This window comes from Streptomyces fuscichromogenes (assembly GCF_014645815.1).
GTDB classification, from domain to species: Bacteria; Actinomycetota; Actinomycetes; order Streptomycetales; family Streptomycetaceae; genus Streptomyces; species Streptomyces fuscichromogenes.
Genome location: NZ_BMML01000015.1, coordinates 126505 through 142733, shown reverse-complemented (window position 1 = coordinate 142733; position 16229 = coordinate 126505). Strand labels below are relative to the sequence as shown.

At 70.8% G+C, this 16229-nt stretch carries 16 protein-coding genes and 1 tRNA gene; 8 read left to right on the top strand and 9 right to left on the bottom strand.

The window, feature by feature from the left end; all coding sequences use genetic code 11:
* Nucleotides 1-17: 17 nt before the first annotated feature.
* Nucleotides 18-91 (bottom strand) — tRNA-Thr (locus IEZ11_RS29875).
* A gap of 220 nt (nucleotides 92-311) precedes the next feature.
* Between IEZ11_RS29875 and IEZ11_RS29870 the strand changes: the two genes are divergently transcribed.
* From IEZ11_RS29870 to IEZ11_RS29860, 3 genes are all read left to right on the top strand, one after another.
* Nucleotides 312-1448, top strand: a complete 1137-nt coding sequence (locus IEZ11_RS29870; RefSeq protein ID WP_189266022.1) for an ABC transporter ATP-binding protein — start codon at nucleotides 312-314, stop codon at nucleotides 1446-1448.
* Nucleotides 1449-1672: 224 nt separating this feature from the next.
* The gene (locus IEZ11_RS29865) at nucleotides 1673-2134 is read left to right on the top strand and encodes a hypothetical protein (protein ID WP_189266021.1); all 462 of its coding nucleotides are present in this window, start codon (nucleotides 1673-1675) and stop codon (nucleotides 2132-2134) included.
* A 96-nt stretch (nucleotides 2135-2230) separates the two neighbouring features.
* Complete coding sequence (locus IEZ11_RS29860; RefSeq protein ID WP_189266020.1) at nucleotides 2231-2962, top strand: nucleotidyltransferase family protein; 732 nt, start codon at nucleotides 2231-2233, stop codon at nucleotides 2960-2962.
* A 363-nt stretch (nucleotides 2963-3325) separates the two neighbouring features.
* Here IEZ11_RS29860 and IEZ11_RS29855 read toward each other — a convergent pair whose 3' ends face one another.
* The 6 genes from IEZ11_RS29855 to IEZ11_RS29830 all read right to left on the bottom strand — a co-directional run bounded on the left by IEZ11_RS29855 (nucleotide 3326) and on the right by IEZ11_RS29830 (nucleotide 9629).
* Complete coding sequence (locus IEZ11_RS29855) at nucleotides 3326-4963, bottom strand: DoxX family protein (protein WP_189266019.1); 1638 nt, start codon at nucleotides 4961-4963, stop codon at nucleotides 3326-3328.
* Between the two features lie 117 nt (nucleotides 4964-5080).
* A complete protein-coding gene (gene rlmB / locus IEZ11_RS29850; RefSeq protein WP_189266018.1) occupies nucleotides 5081-6022 on the bottom strand; it encodes a 23S rRNA (guanosine(2251)-2'-O)-methyltransferase RlmB in 942 nt (313 codons plus the stop codon).
* A gap of 99 nt (nucleotides 6023-6121) precedes the next feature.
* Nucleotides 6122-7534, bottom strand: coding sequence for a cysteine--tRNA ligase (cysS, locus tag IEZ11_RS29845; RefSeq protein ID WP_189266017.1), 1413 nt, complete (start codon nucleotides 7532-7534; stop codon nucleotides 6122-6124).
* A gap of 116 nt (nucleotides 7535-7650) precedes the next feature.
* A complete protein-coding gene (ispF, locus tag IEZ11_RS29840) occupies nucleotides 7651-8142 on the bottom strand; it encodes a 2-C-methyl-D-erythritol 2,4-cyclodiphosphate synthase (RefSeq protein ID WP_189266016.1) in 492 nt (163 codons plus the stop codon).
* Nucleotides 8132-8896, bottom strand: coding sequence for a 2-C-methyl-D-erythritol 4-phosphate cytidylyltransferase (ispD, locus tag IEZ11_RS29835; protein ID WP_189266015.1), 765 nt, complete (start codon nucleotides 8894-8896; stop codon nucleotides 8132-8134). Before ispD ends, ispF begins: the two co-directional genes overlap by 11 nt.
* A 250-nt stretch (nucleotides 8897-9146) precedes the next feature.
* Nucleotides 9147-9629, bottom strand: a complete 483-nt coding sequence (locus tag IEZ11_RS29830; RefSeq protein ID WP_003953493.1) for a CarD family transcriptional regulator — start codon at nucleotides 9627-9629, stop codon at nucleotides 9147-9149.
* Between the two features lie 641 nt (nucleotides 9630-10270).
* Here IEZ11_RS29830 and IEZ11_RS29825 point away from each other — a divergent pair.
* Nucleotides 10271-10930, top strand: a complete 660-nt coding sequence (locus IEZ11_RS29825) for a DUF461 domain-containing protein (protein WP_189266014.1) — start codon at nucleotides 10271-10273, stop codon at nucleotides 10928-10930.
* Between the two features lie 98 nt (nucleotides 10931-11028).
* Here the strand turns inward: IEZ11_RS29825 and phoP are convergent, their stop codons facing one another.
* Nucleotides 11029-11700 carry a two-component system response regulator PhoP gene (gene phoP / locus IEZ11_RS29820; protein WP_018568744.1) on the bottom strand — a complete coding sequence of 224 codons (672 nt, stop codon included), beginning with the start codon at nucleotides 11698-11700 and terminating at the stop codon, nucleotides 11029-11031.
* Between the two features lie 5 nt (nucleotides 11701-11705).
* Nucleotides 11706-12962, bottom strand: coding sequence for a two-component system sensor histidine kinase PhoR (phoR, locus tag IEZ11_RS29815; RefSeq protein WP_189266013.1), 1257 nt, complete (start codon nucleotides 12960-12962; stop codon nucleotides 11706-11708).
* A gap of 223 nt (nucleotides 12963-13185) precedes the next feature.
* Here phoR and phoU point away from each other — a divergent pair, with 223 nt between their 5' ends.
* The 4 genes from phoU (at nucleotide 13186) to IEZ11_RS29795 (ending at nucleotide 16168) form a co-directional block, all read left to right on the top strand.
* Nucleotides 13186-13875 carry a phosphate signaling complex protein PhoU gene (gene phoU / locus IEZ11_RS29810; protein WP_189266012.1) on the top strand — a complete coding sequence of 230 codons (690 nt, stop codon included), beginning with the start codon at nucleotides 13186-13188 and terminating at the stop codon, nucleotides 13873-13875.
* 154 nt (nucleotides 13876-14029) lie between these two features.
* Nucleotides 14030-14185, top strand: coding sequence for a hypothetical protein (locus IEZ11_RS29805; RefSeq protein WP_189266011.1), 156 nt, complete (start codon nucleotides 14030-14032; stop codon nucleotides 14183-14185).
* A gap of 202 nt (nucleotides 14186-14387) precedes the next feature.
* Nucleotides 14388-14639, top strand: a complete 252-nt coding sequence (locus IEZ11_RS29800) for an SCO4226 family nickel-binding protein (protein ID WP_189266010.1) — start codon at nucleotides 14388-14390, stop codon at nucleotides 14637-14639.
* A 221-nt stretch (nucleotides 14640-14860) separates the two neighbouring features.
* Nucleotides 14861-16168 (top strand): lanthionine synthetase LanC family protein, encoded by a 1308-nt coding sequence (locus tag IEZ11_RS29795; RefSeq protein WP_189266009.1) that lies wholly within the window; start codon nucleotides 14861-14863, stop codon nucleotides 16166-16168.
* Nucleotides 16169-16229: the final 61 nt, after the last annotated feature.

The following is a 16229-nucleotide window of genomic DNA, read 5'->3' as shown; positions in this document are numbered from 1 at the left end:
GCCTGGGGATCCAAAAGAGCCCCCTGTCGGATTCGAACCGACGACCTACGCATTACAAGTGCGTTGCTCTGGCCAGCTGAGCTAAGGAGGCATGCACGCGCGCGCGCCGCTGACGTGCCAGTGCAGTGTACCCACGTCGCGGACGGGCCCTGTCGAAAATTTCCGCGAAGTTCACAGGGCTCCAGGTAATGACATTTGGGGTGAACGCCAGGTACGGTCCTGAGCCAGTTCACTCTGGTGGACTACACCAACCACCTTCCTACAACGGATCGTCCGGCACGTTCCTGCCGGTAGAAGGGGGCCTCTGAGCCATGGCCACTGTTACGTTCGACAAGGCGACCCGGATCTACCCGGGCTCCACCAAGCCCGCCGTCGACGGCCTCGACATCGCGATCGAGGACGGCGAGTTCCTCGTCCTGGTCGGCCCGTCGGGCTGCGGCAAGTCCACCTCGCTCCGGATGCTCGCGGGCCTGGAGGACGTCAACGGCGGCGCCATCCGCATCGGCGACCGCGACGTCACGCACCTGCCGCCCAAGGACCGGGACATCGCCATGGTGTTCCAGAACTACGCCCTCTACCCGCACATGACGGTCGCCGACAACATGGGCTTCGCGCTCAAGATCGCCGGCGTCAACAAGGCGGAGATCCGGCAGAAGGTCGAGGAGGCCGCGAAGATCCTCGACCTCACCGAGTACCTGGACCGCAAGCCGAAGGCGCTCTCCGGCGGTCAGCGCCAGCGTGTCGCGATGGGCCGCGCCATCGTCCGTGAGCCGCAGGTCTTCCTCATGGACGAGCCGCTGTCCAACCTGGACGCCAAGCTCCGCGTCTCGACCCGTACGCAGATCGCGTCGCTGCAGCGCCGCCTCGGCATCACCACCGTCTACGTCACCCACGACCAGGTCGAGGCCATGACGATGGGCGACCGGGTCGCGGTCCTCAAGGACGGTCTGCTCCAGCAGGTCGACTCGCCGCGCAACATGTACGACCGTCCGGCCAACCTCTTCGTCGCCGGCTTCATCGGCTCCCCCGCCATGAACCTGGTCGAGGTCCCGATCACCGACGGCGGCGTGAAGTTCGGCAACAGCGTGGTGCCGGTGAACCGCGAGGCGCTGCAGGCCGCCGCCGACAAGGGCGACCGCACGGTCACCGTCGGTGTCCGCCCCGAGCACTTCGACGTCGTCGAGCACAACGGCGAGGCCGCGGCCTCCCTGTCCAAGGACTCCGACGACGCCCCGGCCGGTCTCGCGGTCTCCGTGAACGTCGTCGAGGAGCTCGGCGCCGACGGCTACGTCTACGGCAGCGCCAAGGTCGGCGACGACCTCAAGGACCTGGTCGTCCGCGTCAGCGGCCGTGCGGTCCCGGAGAAGGGCGCCACGCTGCACGTCGTGCCGCGGCCGGGCGAGATCCACGTGTTCTCGACGTCCACGGGCGAGCGCCTCACCGACTGAGCGATCCCGCGCAGAAACCTCTGACCAGGGTGAATTCACCCAGGTTGACGACAAGGGCCCCGCGACCTGCTGCGGGGCCCTTTCCGTTGCCCCGATCTACCCCGGCAAGCGGGTGGTTTTCGAGCAGTGTGCGTCAACCCCGTACCCGAAACCCGGCACTTCCCCATCGCCCGAACCGGTGACTAAATGTCGCCAAATCATTACCGCACGCTACCCTCACACGCGTGAAGCACTCCACCACCCCTCAGACGCGACGCGGCCACCGGGGCGGCCCTGCCCGCCGGATCGGCCGCACCCTCGCCCTTGTCCTGCCCGTCGTCCTGGTGCTCTCCGGGACCCTCGCGGTCACCCGCGTCAACTGGACCGGGTCCCCGCGCAGCTCGGTGCTCACGGCGACCGACGTGACCGACGCGCACGTCTCCTCCAGGGCCGTCGCCCTGGCCCCGCAGGACGTACTGCGCGACCAGCTGATGACCGAGCTCCAGGACCGGAACCCCGGCCAGGTCCTCACCCACCTCCAGCAGGCGGTCAACGGCCACCCGTCGCTGGCGCAGCACTGCACGTCCATCGCCCGCGCACTGGGCCGCGCCGCGGTCCGGATCTACGGCGCCTCCCGCGCCCAGTCATACGCCCGTCCGGTCTGCGACACGTCCTTCGCGTCCGGCGTGCTGGCGGCGCACAGCTAGAGCGGGTCCTAACGCCGGTTGGGAAGTGGGTAACGGCTCCTTAAGGGGCCCCGTCCGGCGGGAAGCCGGCTCCGGGGCGCGTCGTACAGTTCGGGCATGACCCATCCGAACGCCGCGTTGCGCCCCACTCAAGCCGTGGTCCTGGCCGGTGGCCAGGGCTCACGGCTTCGTCCGTACACCGACGACCGGCCCAAGCCGATGGTCGAGATCCCGGGTACGGGCACGCCGATCATCGGCCACCAGCTGACGTGGCTCGCCGAGGAGGGCGTCACGGACGTGGTGATCTCCTGCGGTCATCTCGCCGAGGTCCTGCAGAAGTGGCTGGCCTCGGCCGACCTGCCGCTGTCCGTCACCACGGTGGTGGAGACCGAGCCGCTGGGCCGGGGCGGCGGCCTCAAGTACGCGGCCGCGCGTCTCCCCCACACCGACCGGCCCTGGTACGCCACGAACGGCGACATCTGGACGCGGTTCTCGCTGCGCGACATGGCCGACTTCCACACGGAGCGGGACGCGGTGGCGACGCTGGCGCTGGCGCGTCCGCGGATCCCCTGGGGCGCCGTGCAGACCGACGGCTTCGGCCACATCACGGACTTCATCGAGTCGCCGCCGTCGACGTTCGAGATCAACGCCGGTGTCTACGTCTTCTCCCCGGAGTTCGCCGACATGCTCCCGGAGCGCGGCGACCACGAGCGGACCACATTCCCGCACCTGGCCCGGAGCCGGCGGCTGGCCGGGTTCCCGATTCCGCAGGGCGCGTACTGGCGGGCCATCGACACCGCGAAGGACCTCACGGAAGCCGCAAAGGAACTGGCCGCGCTCGGCAGGTAGACCGAGGCGGCTACTACCGGCCGGTTCGCCGACTACGAACGGGCAGAGGCTGTTCGCGCAGTTCCCCGCGCCCCTACGGGGGCCGACCACCGTTGTCCACTGCCCGCGCATCGCGGCTTGTCGCGCAGTTCCCCACGCCCCTGTGAGGGCTGGGCGCCGTTATCTGCTGTCCGTTCCCCGCGCCCCTGTGAGGGCTGGGCGCCGTTGTCCGCTGTCCGTTCCCCGCGCCCCTGTGAGGGCTGGGCGCCGTTGTCTGCTGTCCGTTCCCCGCGTTCCTTCGGGGGCAGGGCGTAGTGCCCCGTAAGGGGCGCGGGGAACTGCGCGAACAACCACGACGGTGGCGCGGTCGAAGTACGGCGGCCGTCAGCCCAGGAGGCCGCCCACCAGTCCGGGCTGGCCCGAGGAAGAGGTGCCGCCGCCGGAGGCTCCCGTGCCGGTGCCGCCGGTCGTCGTGGACGCACCACCCGTCGCGGTACCGCCCGAGGTCGGGCCCGCAGTGGTCGGCGCCGGAGCGGTGTGCTGGGGCGGGGCCTGCCCGGTGGTGCCCTGGGTCTCGCTGGGGGTCGTGACGGTGGCCCCGCTCGTGCTGTGGCCGGCCGCCGGGGTGGTCGCCGCCTGCGAGGGGCTCGCCGAGGCGCCGCCGGAGGGGACCGTGGAGGCCGACGGGGTGCTGCGGCGGGGCTTGGTCGGCTCGCCCGGGAGCGGGGAGCCGGGGAGGTTGTTGCGGGGGGCCTCGCCGGGGCCGGGGACGACCACTCGGCTGGAGTCGCGGACCGCACCGCCCAGGAGCGAGCCGACGAGAAGGGTGAGGCCGATGGTGACGGCCGTGATCAGGGCGCCGCGGCGCAGTACGTAGGCGCGCAGGTCCCAGATGTCGGAGTGCGGGCCGAGGCGTCGCCAGGCGCTGCCCGCGAGCCGGCCGTCCACGGAGTAGACGGGGGCGCCGGCGATGATCAGCGGGGACCAGGCGGCGAGGTAGATGATGTCGGGGGCGTCGTACGCGGGGACGGTCTTCCAGCTGACGGTGACGATGAGCGCGGCGGAGAGCAGCGCACCGACGACCGCGGCCACCCGCTGCCAGCAGCCGAGGACGGTCAGGACGCCGACGATCACCTGGAAGAAGGCGATGACGAGGCCGGAGCCGACCGGGTGCTGGAGGGCGAACTGGCGCAGCGGCTCGGCGACCTCCCACGGATGCAGCGTGTTGAGCCAGGTGACCATGGAGCCGCGCTTGCCGCCGTCGAAGTAGACGGGGTCGCACAGCTTGCCCATGCCGGCGTACATGGAGATGAAGCCGAGGAAGATCCGGAGCGGGAGGAGAACCACCCCGAGGTTCATCCGGCGACCGGGGTAGTAGGCATGCCGGGCCGGGTCGCCGTCGCCGGGCCGCCGGACCGGCCGCGGTTCGTCGAAGTCCTCGAACTCGTCGTCGGCGTAACCGGGTTCGTCGTAGGCGCTGCCCACCGCCGGCAGGTCGGGGAGCAGCCGGTGCTCGCCGGAGGCCGGAGAGCGCGGGTGGCCGACCATCGGGGTCTCGACGGTCCGGTCCAGCATGCCGTAGCCGTCGTCGACGCGCGGGATGACCTGGGTCGCGCCGGCCGGTTCCGCGGGCTCCTCGACATGCCGGACGCTGCCGCCCCGGACGGCCTGGAGCAGCCGGTGGGCGCCGGTGTCGTCGGGTGCGGACCGGCCGCTCCAGACGACCGGGCGGCGACGGCCGGGTGCCGCCCCCGCTCTGCCCGCCGCACCGCCGGCCGGGATACGCGTGGTGTCGTCGGTGGCGCTCATGTGCCGTGCGACCCGGGGAGACTGGGTACGCCGTGTCGATACGCCCAACTGCACGCGGAAGCTCGCGTGGTTGACGATGACCTGCGCCGGATCGCTCGGCACCTTCACCATGCTCAGCGCGGGAGCGTCGTCTGGCCCGGAAGCGAATCCGGAGCGGAATCCCGACGAGCGGTCCCCCGTGGGTGTGCGGGGTGTTCTGGTGTCCACACTCATCTAACCGAGTGACGTGGAGTTAGGACACTGCTTTGACCGGCCGGATGTGTCCGGACCGCGTCAAGGATGTCCTGGACGCCAGAATTACCCCGTACGGGTGAGGTTACGTACGGTTGTTCAGCCCCGCCGCCGAGCCGCCTCGTACAGCACGATCCCCGCCGCCACACCCGCGTTCAAGGACTCCGCACCACCCGGCATCGGGATCCGGACCCGGTAGTCGCAGGTTTCGCCGACCAGGCGGGACAGGCCCTTGCCCTCGCTGCCGACCACGATGACGACCGGGCCGCCCAGCGCCTCCAGGTCGCCGATCTCGTGCTCACCGTCCGCGGCGAGGCCGACGACCACGATGCCGGCCTTCTTGTACGCCTCCAGGGCCCGGGTCAGGTTCGTGGCACGGGCGACGGGGGTACGGGCGGCCGTACCGGCCGACGTCTTCCAGGCACCGGCGGTCATCCCGGCCGCGCGGCGCTCGGGGACGACCACGCCGTGGCCGCCGAAGGCGGAGACCGAGCGGACGACCGCGCCGAGGTTGCGCGGGTCGGTCACGCCGTCGAGGGCGACGATGAAGGGGTCCTCGCCCTCGTCGTACGCGGCGTTCGCCAGGTCCTCGGGGTGGGCGTACTCGTACGGCGGGACCTGGAGGACCAGACCCTGGTGGTTGAGGCCGTTCGTCATGCGGTCCAGCTCGGGGCGCGGGGCCTCCATGAGGTTGATGCCGCCGCGCTCGGCCGCGAGCTGGAGGGCCTCGCGGACCCGCTCGTCGTTGTCGATGAACTGCTGGACGTAGAGGGTGGAGGCGGGAACGCCCTCGCGCAGCGCCTCGACGACCGGGTTACGGCCGACGACCATCTCGGACGTGCCCTTGCCGCCCCGGCCGCGCACCACCGGGCGGCGCTGGGCCTGCTTGGCCTTGGAGGTGGCGAGGCGGTTCTTCTTGTGCCCCTTGCGCATCTCGGCGGGCGGGGTCGGGCCCTTGCCCTCCAGGCCCCGGCGCCGCTGGCCGCCACTGCCGACCTGCGCGCCCTTCTTGCCGGACATGCGGCGGTTGTTGGCTGCCATGAGTTACCCGTCTCCGTGAGCTTCGTTTCGTACGTACGTCTTATGCAGTGTGCCGCCCGGGGGGCCGGGCGGCACAGTCGATCTTCAACAGACCCGCGGTCAGGACTTGAGGGTCCAGCGCGGGCCCGAGGGGCTGTCCTCGATCGCGAGGCCGGACTGGCCCAGCCGGTCGCGGATCGCGTCGGCGGTCGCCCAGTCCTTGCGGGCGCGGGCGGACTCGCGCTGGTCGAGGACGAGCCGGACCAGGGTGTCGACGACCCCGTGCACGTTTTTGTTGAGCACGGTCTCGCCCTTCTCGGCACCGCCGGACCAGTGCGGGTCCAGCGGGTCGAGGCCGAGGACGCCGAGCATCGCCCGGACCTCGGCGAGGCGGGCGACGGCGGCTTCCTTGTCGTCGGCGGCGAGGGCGGAGTTGCCCTGGCGGACGGTGGTGTGCACGACGGCCAGCGCCTGCGGCACGCCCAGGTCGTCGTCCATCGCCTCGGCGAACGCCGGCGGGACCTCGGCCGAGGGCTCGACGGCTCCCCCGGCCAGCTCCACCACGCGCTGCACGAACCCGTCGATCCGCGTGAACGCCTGCTCGGCCTCGCGCAGCGCGTCCTCGCTGTACTCGATCATCGAGCGGTAGTGCGGGGTGCCCAGGTAGTAGCGCAGCACGATCGGGCGCCAGTGCCTGACCATCTCCGAGACGAGCACCGAGTTCCCGAGGGACTTCGACATCTTCTCGCCGCTCATGGTGACCCAGGCGTTGTGCACCCAGTACTGGGCGAAGTCGTCGCCGAACGCCTTGGCCTGGGCGATCTCGTTCTCGTGGTGCGGGAAGATCAGGTCGAGGCCGCCGCCGTGGATGTCGAAGGCCTCGCCCAGGTACTTGTGGGCCATCGCCGAGCACTCCAGGTGCCAGCCGGGCCGGCCGCGCCCCCACGGCGTCTCCCAGCTGGGCTCGCCCGGCTTGACGGCCTTCCACAGCGCGAAGTCGCGCTGGTCCCGCTTGCCGGTCTCGCCCTCGCCCTCGGGCTGCCGGAGGTTGTCCAGCTCCTGGTTGGAGAGCTGGAGGTACTCCGGGTAGGAACGCACGTCGAAGTAGACGTTGCCGTCGGCCTCGTAGGCGTGCCCGCGCTCGATCAGCCCGCGCATCATCTCGATCATCTCCGGTACGTGCCCGGTCGCGCGGGGCTCGTACGTCGGCGGGAGGCAGCCGAGCGCGGCGTAGCCGTCGTTGAACGCGCGCTCGTTCTCGTAGCCGATCGACCACCAGGGGCGGCCCTGGTCGGCGGACTTGGCGATGATCTTGTCGTCGATGTCCGTGACGTTGCGGATGAACGTCACGTCATAGCCGCGGTATTCGAACCAGCGGCGCATGATGTCGAAGTTCAGGCCGGAGCGGATGTGCCCGATGTGGGGCGCCGCCTGCACGGTGGCACCACAGAGGTAGATCGAGACACAACCCGGCACGAGCGGGGTGAAGTCACGGATCTGCCGGGCGTTGGTGTCGTACAGGCGAATGGTCACGGGACAAGGGTAGTGGGCCGGGGGTGGTGCGCGGCACCGGTATCCACAGCACTGTGGACGGGCGCGGGTGCACTGCGGTTCGTCGCGTACCTCCCTGCGCCCTCAGGCAGGACCCTTCACGCCTGTTTGACGACCAGAGCCGTCGCCACCGCCATAAGGCCTTCACCCCGGCCCGGAAATCCGAGGCCGTCCGTCGTGGCCCCCGAAACGGAAACCGGAGCACCGGCCGCGGCCGAAAGGATCTTCTCCGCCTCGTCCCGCCGCTTTCCGATCTTCGGGCGTGGACCCACCACCTGTACGGCGATGTTCCCGATCACGAATCCCGCGTCCCGGACGATCCGCGCCGCCTCCGTCAGCAGGGTCACGCCGGACGCGCCCGACCACTGCGGCCGGCCCGTGCCGAAGTGCTGCCCCAGGTCACCCAGGCCCGCCGCCGAGAACAGCGCGTTGCAGGCGGCGTGCGCGACGACGTCCGCGTCGGAGTGGCCGGCCAGCCCCGGACCCTCGCCCTCCCACTTGAGGCCGGCGCACCACAGGTCGCGGCCCTCCTCGAAGGCGTGGATGTCGGTGCCGATGCCGACCCGCGGCAGTACCACCTCAGAAGCCATCGTTCAGCCTCCTGCGGGCCAGGACCGCCTCGGCGAGGACCAGGTCGAGGGGACGGGTGACCTTGAAGGCCTCCTCGTGACCGGGGACGACCACGACCCGTTCGCCGAGCTGCTCGACCATGCCGGCGTCGTCGGTGACGGCGCCCGTGACCGTCTCGTGGGCGCGGACCAGCACCGTACGGTCGAAGCCCTGCGGCGTCTGTACGGCGCGCAGGCGGGCGCGCTCGGGGGTGGCGAGCACCGGCTCCGGGTCGCCGGGGGCGGCGGCCGGCTCGACCTCCTTGACCGTGTCGGCGAGCGGGAGGGCGGGGACCACGGCCGGGGCGCCGTCACGGACCGCCTGGACCACCGCGTCGACCGTGTCGACGGGGACGAGCGGGCGGGCGGCGTCGTGGACCAGGACGATGTCGTAGTCCGGGGGCAGCGCGTCCAGGCCGAGCCGGACCGACTCCTGGCGGGACTCGCCGCCGGGGACGACGAGGAAGTCGGTGCGGTCAGGGAGCGCGTGGGCGTCGAGGAGGGACTTGACCTCGGGCGCGCCGTCGGGCGGGGCCACGACGACGACCAGGGAGACCGCGCGGGAGGCGGCGAGGGCGCGCACGGCGTGGATGAGCATGGGCGTGCCGTTCAGCGTGCGCAGCGCCTTGGGTGCGCCCGGACCGAGCCGTACGCCCCGGCCGGCGGCGGGAATCACGGCCGCCGTGCGCAGTGCGGTACGCGGTTCCGGGCGCGAAGGACGCGAATCGTCAGACATCGGTTCCTGTCAGGTTTGTGTGCGGGGGCGGCGTGGGTATGGCCTGGGAAGTGCCGGGCGCGACGCCTTGACCGGACCCTTCCGTGACACTGGTCGAGCCAGCAGCCCGGGCCCGGCACGCCTAGTATCGGGGGTTCCCCGAGGGTGCACGCACACATGCCGCAGCGCCCGGCGACAGTTGCTGTGTCATCGGGCACCGCGGCATTTCAGATGTGCGGAGTTCAGTGTGCCGAGCCGGACGGCGTCCGCGTCAGGACGCGAGGACCTCGTCGAGCAGGGCCTCGGCCTTGTCCTCGTTCGTGTTCTCCGCGAGAGCGAGCTCGCTCACCAGGATCTGGCGGGCCTTGGCGAGCATGCGCTTCTCACCGGCGGAGAGTCCACGCTCGCGCTCACGACGCCACAGGTCACGCACGACTTCCGCGACCTTGATGACGTCGCCGGAGGCGAGCTTCTCCAGGTTTGCCTTGTAGCGACGGGACCAGTTCGTGGGCTCCTCGGCGTACGGCGCGCGCAGCACCTCGAAGACCCGGTCCAGCCCGTCCTGACCGACCACATCACGCACGCCGACGAACTCCGCATTGTCCGCTGGCACACGTACCGTCAGGTCACCCTGGGCGACCTTCAGCACCAAGTAGGTCTTGTCCACGCCTTTGATCTGGCGAGTTTCGATGGCCTCGATCAGCGCGGCCCCGTGATGGGGATAGACCACGGTGTCGCCAACCTTGAACGTCATGTGACAGGTACCCCTTCCGTGGCTATCCAGGGTAACACGGAAACCGGCGGTTCTGAATGGCGTTTTCGCAGGTCAGGGCATATCTCGGGGCTTGACAACAGCAACAGGAACGTGCTGCGGAGGCCGTCCGGAAGCAGGTATTCGCAGGTCGGAGCGGCTCTCCGGGCGAGGTGAAACGCGCACGTTACACACATCCGGAGGCTCGCCCACCTGGCGGAACATCCCCATATGTCCGCTTCCAAGCGTACGACTTCCGCTACTCCGTTCGGTAGCCGGAGCCGGATCCCGGACGTTTCCGGAATTGATCACGTCGGCCGACTGAACGGTACGCGAAGGCGCACGTGAAGCAGTACGTGATCAATTTTCCCGGAGGTCGCGCATTCCTTCGTGGAAATTTTGCGCACGGTGTTGCGGGCGGGTTATGTGAATGCCGGACGGGCTCCGCTCCAAAGTGACCGAAGGGGCACTTGTGGATGCCCGCGGGTACCCCCTGCACGAGGGAAGCCCCGAGGGAAGCGAGCGGCTTGGGGAGGGTCGGGTGCGGCCGCGCGGGAACGGCTCGGTAACCTAAGGCCGCTGACAGACACTTAGGGTGGCTTTATAAGCGGAGTCGCCCGTGCGTTCAAGGAGTTGCCGCCGCCGTGAGCAGCAGCCTTCGACGCGGCGCCCTCGCCGCCTCCGCCCTCGCCTTCTCCGTCGCCGCGCTCTCCGCCTGCGGCGCCGGCAACAACTCCCAGACGCTGGAGATCCAGCCGGACAGCGCCGCGACGAGTGTCGGCACCATCAAGGTCCAGAACGCGACCGTGATCACCCAGCCCGACCTCACGTCGACCGGGCCGGCGGTGGTCACCGCGACCATCTTCAACACCGGCACCGAGCCGGAGACGCTCCAGTCGATCGTCGTCGCCGGCACCGGCAAGACCGCCGAGCTGCACGCCACCAAGTCCCAGCCGCTGACCATCCAGGGCGGCGGCCGACTGATCCTGGGCGGCACGGGCAACGCGTCCGCGGTGCTGGCCAGCAGCCGCGAGGCGATCACGGACGGCAACGCCCAGAAGATCACGTTCACCTTCAGCAAGACCGGTGACGTGAGCCTGCGCGCGTTCGTCGTACCGGCCGAGAGCTACTTCACCGGCTGGGGCCCGAGCGCGGTGCCGTCGGCCTCGCCGTCCACCTCCACCACCCCGCTCGCGGGCTCCACCGCGAGCGAGAGCGCCAAGGCCGGCAAGAAGAACAACGCCTCCGAGAGCGCCTCGGCCACCCCGACCGACTCGGCGTCGGCGTCGACGAACGCGGGCTGAGCGGCCGTACCACGAAGGGCGGCACCCCCAAGGGGGGCCGCCCTTCGTCGTACGCGCCGCCGAGGCAGCTCAGCGGTCTCAGCGGTTACCTCAACGGCCTACGGCTCGAACTTGTAACCGAGACCGCGCACCGTCACCAGGTAACGCGGCGCGCCCGGGTCCGGCTCGATCTTCGCGCGCAGGCGCTTGACGTGGACGTCGAGGGTCTTGGTGTCACCGACGTAGTCGGCGCCCCAGACCCGGTCGATGAGCTGCATGCGGGTCAGGACACGGCCCGCGTTGCGCAGGAGCATCTCCAGGAGGTCGAACTCCTTGAGCGGGAGGTCGACCTTGGAACCGGAGACGGTGACCACGTGGCGGTCGACGTCCATGCGGACCGGGCCCGCTTCGAGGGCGGCCGGGGTGACCTCCTCCGGCTCGCCGCGGCGGCGGAGCACCGCGCGGATGCGGGCGACCAGCTCGCGGGAGGAGAAGGGCTTGGTGACGTAGTCGTCGGCTCCTATTTCCAGCCCGACGACCTTGTCGATCTCGCTGTCCTTGGCCGTCACCATGATGACGGGGACGTTGGAACGGCCGCGCAGCTGGCGGCAGACCTCGGTGCCGGGCAGCCCCGGCAGCATCAGGTCGAGGAGGACGAGGTCGGCGCCGTTGCGCTCGAACTCGTCGAGTCCGTCGGGCCCCGTGGCCGCCACAGCGACCTCGAAGCCCTCCTTGCGGAGCATGTACGACAGGGCGTCGGAGAAGGACTCCTCGTCCTCGACGACAAGCACTCGGGTCACGGAAGGACCTCCGGGGCGGGAAGCGGTTCGTACGGGGATGACTCGGTGGTACCGGCCTCGTCGTCGAGGTCGGGGTCGGGGTGCTGCGACGCGCGGTCGCGTACCGCGCCCGCCTCCGGCAGCCTGAGGGTGAACGTGGAGCCCTGGTTCTCGGCGCTCCACACCGTGACCTCCCCGCCGTGCGAGGCGGCCACGTGCTTGACGATGGCGAGGCCGAGGCCGGTGCCACCGGTGGCCCGGGAGCGGGCCGGGTCGACGCGGTAGAAGCGCTCGAAGATGCGCTCCTTGTCCTTGTCGGTGATGCCGATGCCCTGGTCGGTCACGGCGAGCTCGATCATGTCGCCGCCGGGCACGCCCACCCGGCGGGCGGCTATCCCGACCCGGGTGCGGGCCGGGGAGTAGTTCACGGCGTTCTCGACCAGGTTGCCGAGGGCGGCGGCCAGCTGGCCGCGGTTGCCCCAGACATGCAGGTCGGCGGTGCCGCCCGCGGCCATGGTGATCTGCTTGGTGCCGGCCTGGTGGCGGCACCGGTCGATCGCCTCGGCGACCAGCTCGTCGACCCGGACGGGCTCCGCGTCCTCCAGCGGGTCGTCGTTCTGCACCCTCGACAGGTCGATCAGCTCCTGGACCAGGTTGGTCAGGCGCGTGGCCTCTATCTGCATGCGACCGGCGAAGCGCTGCACGGCCTCCGGATCGTCCGAGGCGTCCATGACGGCCTCGGAGAGCAGGGAGAGCGCGCCGACCGGGGTCTTCAGCTCATGGCTCACGTTCGCCACGAAGTCCCGTCGTACCGCCTCGATGCGGCGGGCCTCGGTGAGGTCCTCGACGAGGAGCAGGACGAGCCGGGAGCCGAGCGGCGCCACTCTGGCGGAGACGGCCAGGGCCTCGCCCCGCCCGGTCCCCCGCCTCGGGAGATCCAGCTCGACCTGGCGTATCTCGCCGTCGCGCCGGGTGTCCCGGGCCATCGCGAGCATCGGCTCGATGGCGAGTTTGCCGCCGCGCACGAGTCCGAGGGCGTACGCCGCCGAGCTCGCCTTGACAACCGCGTCGGCCTCGTCAAGGACCACCGCGGAGGAGCGCAGCACGCTCAGTACGGTGTCCACGCCCGGCGGCAGTACGGGGTCGGTGTGCAGAGAAGTCCTGGTCGGTCGCTTCTGGTCGCGTTCGCTCCAGCGGAACGCCAGCATGGCGATGACACCGGTGAGCACCCCGGCGATCGCTGCCGCTGCGGCGACCGCCGCGTTCACGTCCATGCAAACAGGTTAAGCAGGGGGTACGACATCCCCACAGCCGTGGAGGTGCGAGCTCGAACACTCGTCGCCCAGAGTTCACCTTGGAGCCAGTATTGGTTCATTTGGGGTGGCAGAAACGGTCGCGTTGAGACCGGAACGTGGAAGCGTGGGGTTCGCAGCTGGTTTCGGCCACGGGCCCCGGCCCCCGGAGCCCCATGGAACACACGTAGGAGAGGGAACCCTGATGCGGGACGCGTACCACGAGGAACTCGACTCGATCGGCGACAGCCTGGTCGACATGGCCCGGCTGGTGGGATCGGCGATCGGGCGCGCCACGACGGCGATCCTCGACGCCGACCTCAAGCTCGCCGAGAGCGTCATCGAAGGCGACCAGAGGGTGGACGAGCTCCACCACGACCTGGAGGCGCGCGCGATAGCGCTGCTCGCCCGCCAGCAGCCGGTGGCGACCGATCTGCGGATAGTCGTCACCTCGCTCCGCATGTCCGCCGACCTGGAGCGCTCCGGCGACCTCGCCCAGCACGTGGCGAAGCTGGCCCGGCTCCGCTACCCGGCGAACGCCATCCCCCACGACCTGCACGCGACCGTCCTGGAGATGGGGCAGCTCGCGCAGCGCCTGATGGCCAAGGCGGCCGAGGTGATCATCACCAAGGACGTCGACCTGGCCCTCCAGCTGGAGCAGGACGACGACGAGATGGACCTGCTGCACCGCACGATCTTCCAGCACCTGCTGGACGACCGCTGGAAGCACGGCATCGAGACCGCCGTCGACGTGACCCTGCTCGGCCGCTACTACGAGCGGTACGCCGACCACGCGGTCGCCGTCGCCAAGCGCGTCGTCTTCCTGGTCACGGGCGAGCACGCGGACGACCTCCAGCCCGACATCCAGCCGGTGACGGGCGCCGAGGGGGCGTGACCTCCAGGTGGCGTGACCCCCAGGTGGGTGGGGCTCGCGAAGTGCGGGGTCGGCGTGTGGGCGCCACTGTGCGCCGTTGATGCGCCCGGAGAAACGGGCATGGAATGGGCAAGGCCCTACCTCTAGGGCATCCAGGGACCTCTAGGAGGGATCCATGGCCGAATCCCCCAGCACCACGCCCGACCCCACACAGGAGCGCGCGACCGACCAGCCCGCCGAGATCAAGAACCTGTTGGTCATCGGCGCCTGCGGCTGCGGTTCGGGCTGCGGTTGCGGCTGCCAGTCGGGCAGTCCGTGCCAGTGCGGCTGAGCGCCGTGGCCGCGTAGCGGCGAAGGCGCTGTGGCGCCGTACGGGCGAAGGGCCTCCGACTCCGGTCGGGGGCCCTTCGTGCTGTGCGCGACGACACCGACGGGCGGAACATGGAGAGGATGAGGAGAGGAGAGGAGAGGAGCGGGGAGGGTACTTACGGGGGACGGGGGACGTGCGGGAGACAAGACAGGAGGTGGCAGCCATGCCTCAGTTCATGGACGTACACCACGGGATGAAGGGCATCACCGCCGACCAGCTCAAGGAGGCCCACGAGGCCGACCTCGCCGTCGAGAAGGACGAGGGCGTCCACTTCGAACGGGCCTGGGCCGACCCGGACTCCGGCAACGTCTACTGCCTCTCCGAGGCGCCCTCGGCCGAGGCGGTCAAACGCGTCCACGAACGCACGGGCCACCCGGCGGACGAGATCCACCAGGTACCGCTGTCGATCTGGTGAGGTGACGACTGCCGACTGAGGACTACGTCCGTCAGTCGGCCGGGGAGCGCCGTGGCGGGTGCCCTGTCCCGCCGGGACCGCTCCCGGCGTGCCCGCTCCCGGCGTGCCCGCTCCCGGCGGCGCGACACGAGCGGGAGCGTGCGGACAGCTCCGGTCCGGCACCGTCTGTCATCGGCGCACGCCCCCTGGGCAGGCGCGGGAGATCATGCGAGAGTCGGGCCGTGACGACAGCACCGGGAGCGGTCGACGAGGTCGAGGAACTCGCGGTGGACGGGCTGCGCTGGCTCACCGGGACGGCGCGGGAGACCCCCGGCGGCGGCCTCGCCTGGCCGGCCAGACCCTCTGACGACCAGCTCGAACCCACGTTCTACAGCGGGACGGCCGGGGCCGTCCCCCTGCTCCTGGAGGCATGGCGGCACTTCGGCGACGACGCCTACGCCGACACCGCCCTGCGCGCGGCCCGCAGCCTCGCGGACTCCGTCGCCGGCATCGACCACGACTCGCTCTGCTTCGGCCGCACCGGAGTGGCGCTCGCCCTGCGGACCGTCCACGAGGAACTCGGCGACAGGGCCGCCGGTGCCGCCGCCGACCGCGCGCTGCGCCTCGTGCGGTCACGCTTCGACGGCACCCGCTGGGGCGATCTGTTCGAGCTGCTGGGCGGCAACGCGGGAATCGGCCTCGGCGCACTGCTGTGCGGTGACACTGAGCTGGCCGTCCTCGCCGTGGAGCCCTACCTGCGGACGGCGGAACGGACTCCGGCCGGTGTCCACTGGGCCCACCGCCCGGATGTCGAGTCCCGTCTGCACCACATCTCGCACGGCACGCTGGGGATCGTCCTCGCGCTTGCCCGGGTCGGCGACGCGACCGGGCGGACGGACCTGGTCGAACTGGCCCTGGCCGGCGCCGCGGACGTCGTCGCCCGCGACGAGGCGGGTCCGGAGGGCTTCCTGGTACGGCACTCCACCCCTCAGTTTCGCCCCGATCTCATCGAGCCCGTCAGCTACGGCTGGTGCCACGGTCCGACCGGGGACGCACAGGTCTTCCGGCTGCTGGGGGACGTCACCGCCGACCCGGCCTGGACCACCCTCGCGGACCGCTGCTGGCACACGGTCACCCACTCCGGCCTGCCCCGGCGGCTGCGCCCCGGCTTCTGGGACAACAACGGCCGCTGCTGCGGCACCGCGGGCGTCCTCGCCCTGGCCTGCGACCGGATCACCACCCAAACCGAACAAACCGAACGGACCGAACGGACCGAACGGGCAGGGCAGGCAGGGCAGGCAGGGCACACCGAACAGGCCAGGCACCGGGACTCGTACGACTTCGCCCGTGTCCTCGTCGCGGACCTCACCGCCCGTGCGATCCGGGACGGCGAAGGCGCCCGCTGGTCCAACTTCGACCACCGGGCCACCCCCGGCGACCTCGAACCGTGCACCGGCTGGGCCATGGGCAACGCGGGCATCGTCCCCGGACTCCTGCGCTTCGTACGCCTGCACCGCGGCACGGACACCCACCGCACGGGGTTCCTCTGAGCACCGGCCGCGTTGTTCTCCCTGCAGATGCCGCATAGTCGACCAGCTCTCTTCCGTCCGG

What these genes read in the sequence shown, in the direction of transcription:
- IEZ11_RS29855 (WP_189266019.1), bottom strand. Translation starts at nt 4,963, where the DNA reads ATGAGTGTGGACACCAGAACACCCCGCACACCCACGGGGGACCGCTCG.
- rlmB (WP_189266018.1), bottom strand. Translation starts at nt 6,022, where the DNA reads ATGGCAGCCAACAACCGCCGCATGTCCGGCAAGAAGGGCGCGCAGGTC.
- IEZ11_RS29800 (WP_189266010.1), top strand. Translation starts at nt 14,388, where the DNA reads ATGCCTCAGTTCATGGACGTACACCACGGGATGAAGGGCATCACCGCC.
- IEZ11_RS29805 (WP_189266011.1), top strand. Translation starts at nt 14,030, where the DNA reads ATGGCCGAATCCCCCAGCACCACGCCCGACCCCACACAGGAGCGCGCG.
- IEZ11_RS29870 (WP_189266022.1), top strand. Translation starts at nt 312, where the DNA reads ATGGCCACTGTTACGTTCGACAAGGCGACCCGGATCTACCCGGGCTCC.
- IEZ11_RS29860 (WP_189266020.1), top strand. Translation starts at nt 2,231, where the DNA reads ATGACCCATCCGAACGCCGCGTTGCGCCCCACTCAAGCCGTGGTCCTG.
- ispF (WP_189266016.1), bottom strand. Translation starts at nt 8,142, where the DNA reads ATGGCTTCTGAGGTGGTACTGCCGCGGGTCGGCATCGGCACCGACATC.
- phoU (WP_189266012.1), top strand. Translation starts at nt 13,186, where the DNA reads ATGCGGGACGCGTACCACGAGGAACTCGACTCGATCGGCGACAGCCTG.
- ispD (WP_189266015.1), bottom strand. Translation starts at nt 8,896, where the DNA reads ATGTCTGACGATTCGCGTCCTTCGCGCCCGGAACCGCGTACCGCACTG.
- phoR (WP_189266013.1), bottom strand. Translation starts at nt 12,962, where the DNA reads ATGGACGTGAACGCGGCGGTCGCCGCAGCGGCAGCGATCGCCGGGGTG.
- IEZ11_RS29830 (WP_003953493.1), bottom strand. Translation starts at nt 9,629, where the DNA reads ATGACGTTCAAGGTTGGCGACACCGTGGTCTATCCCCATCACGGGGCC.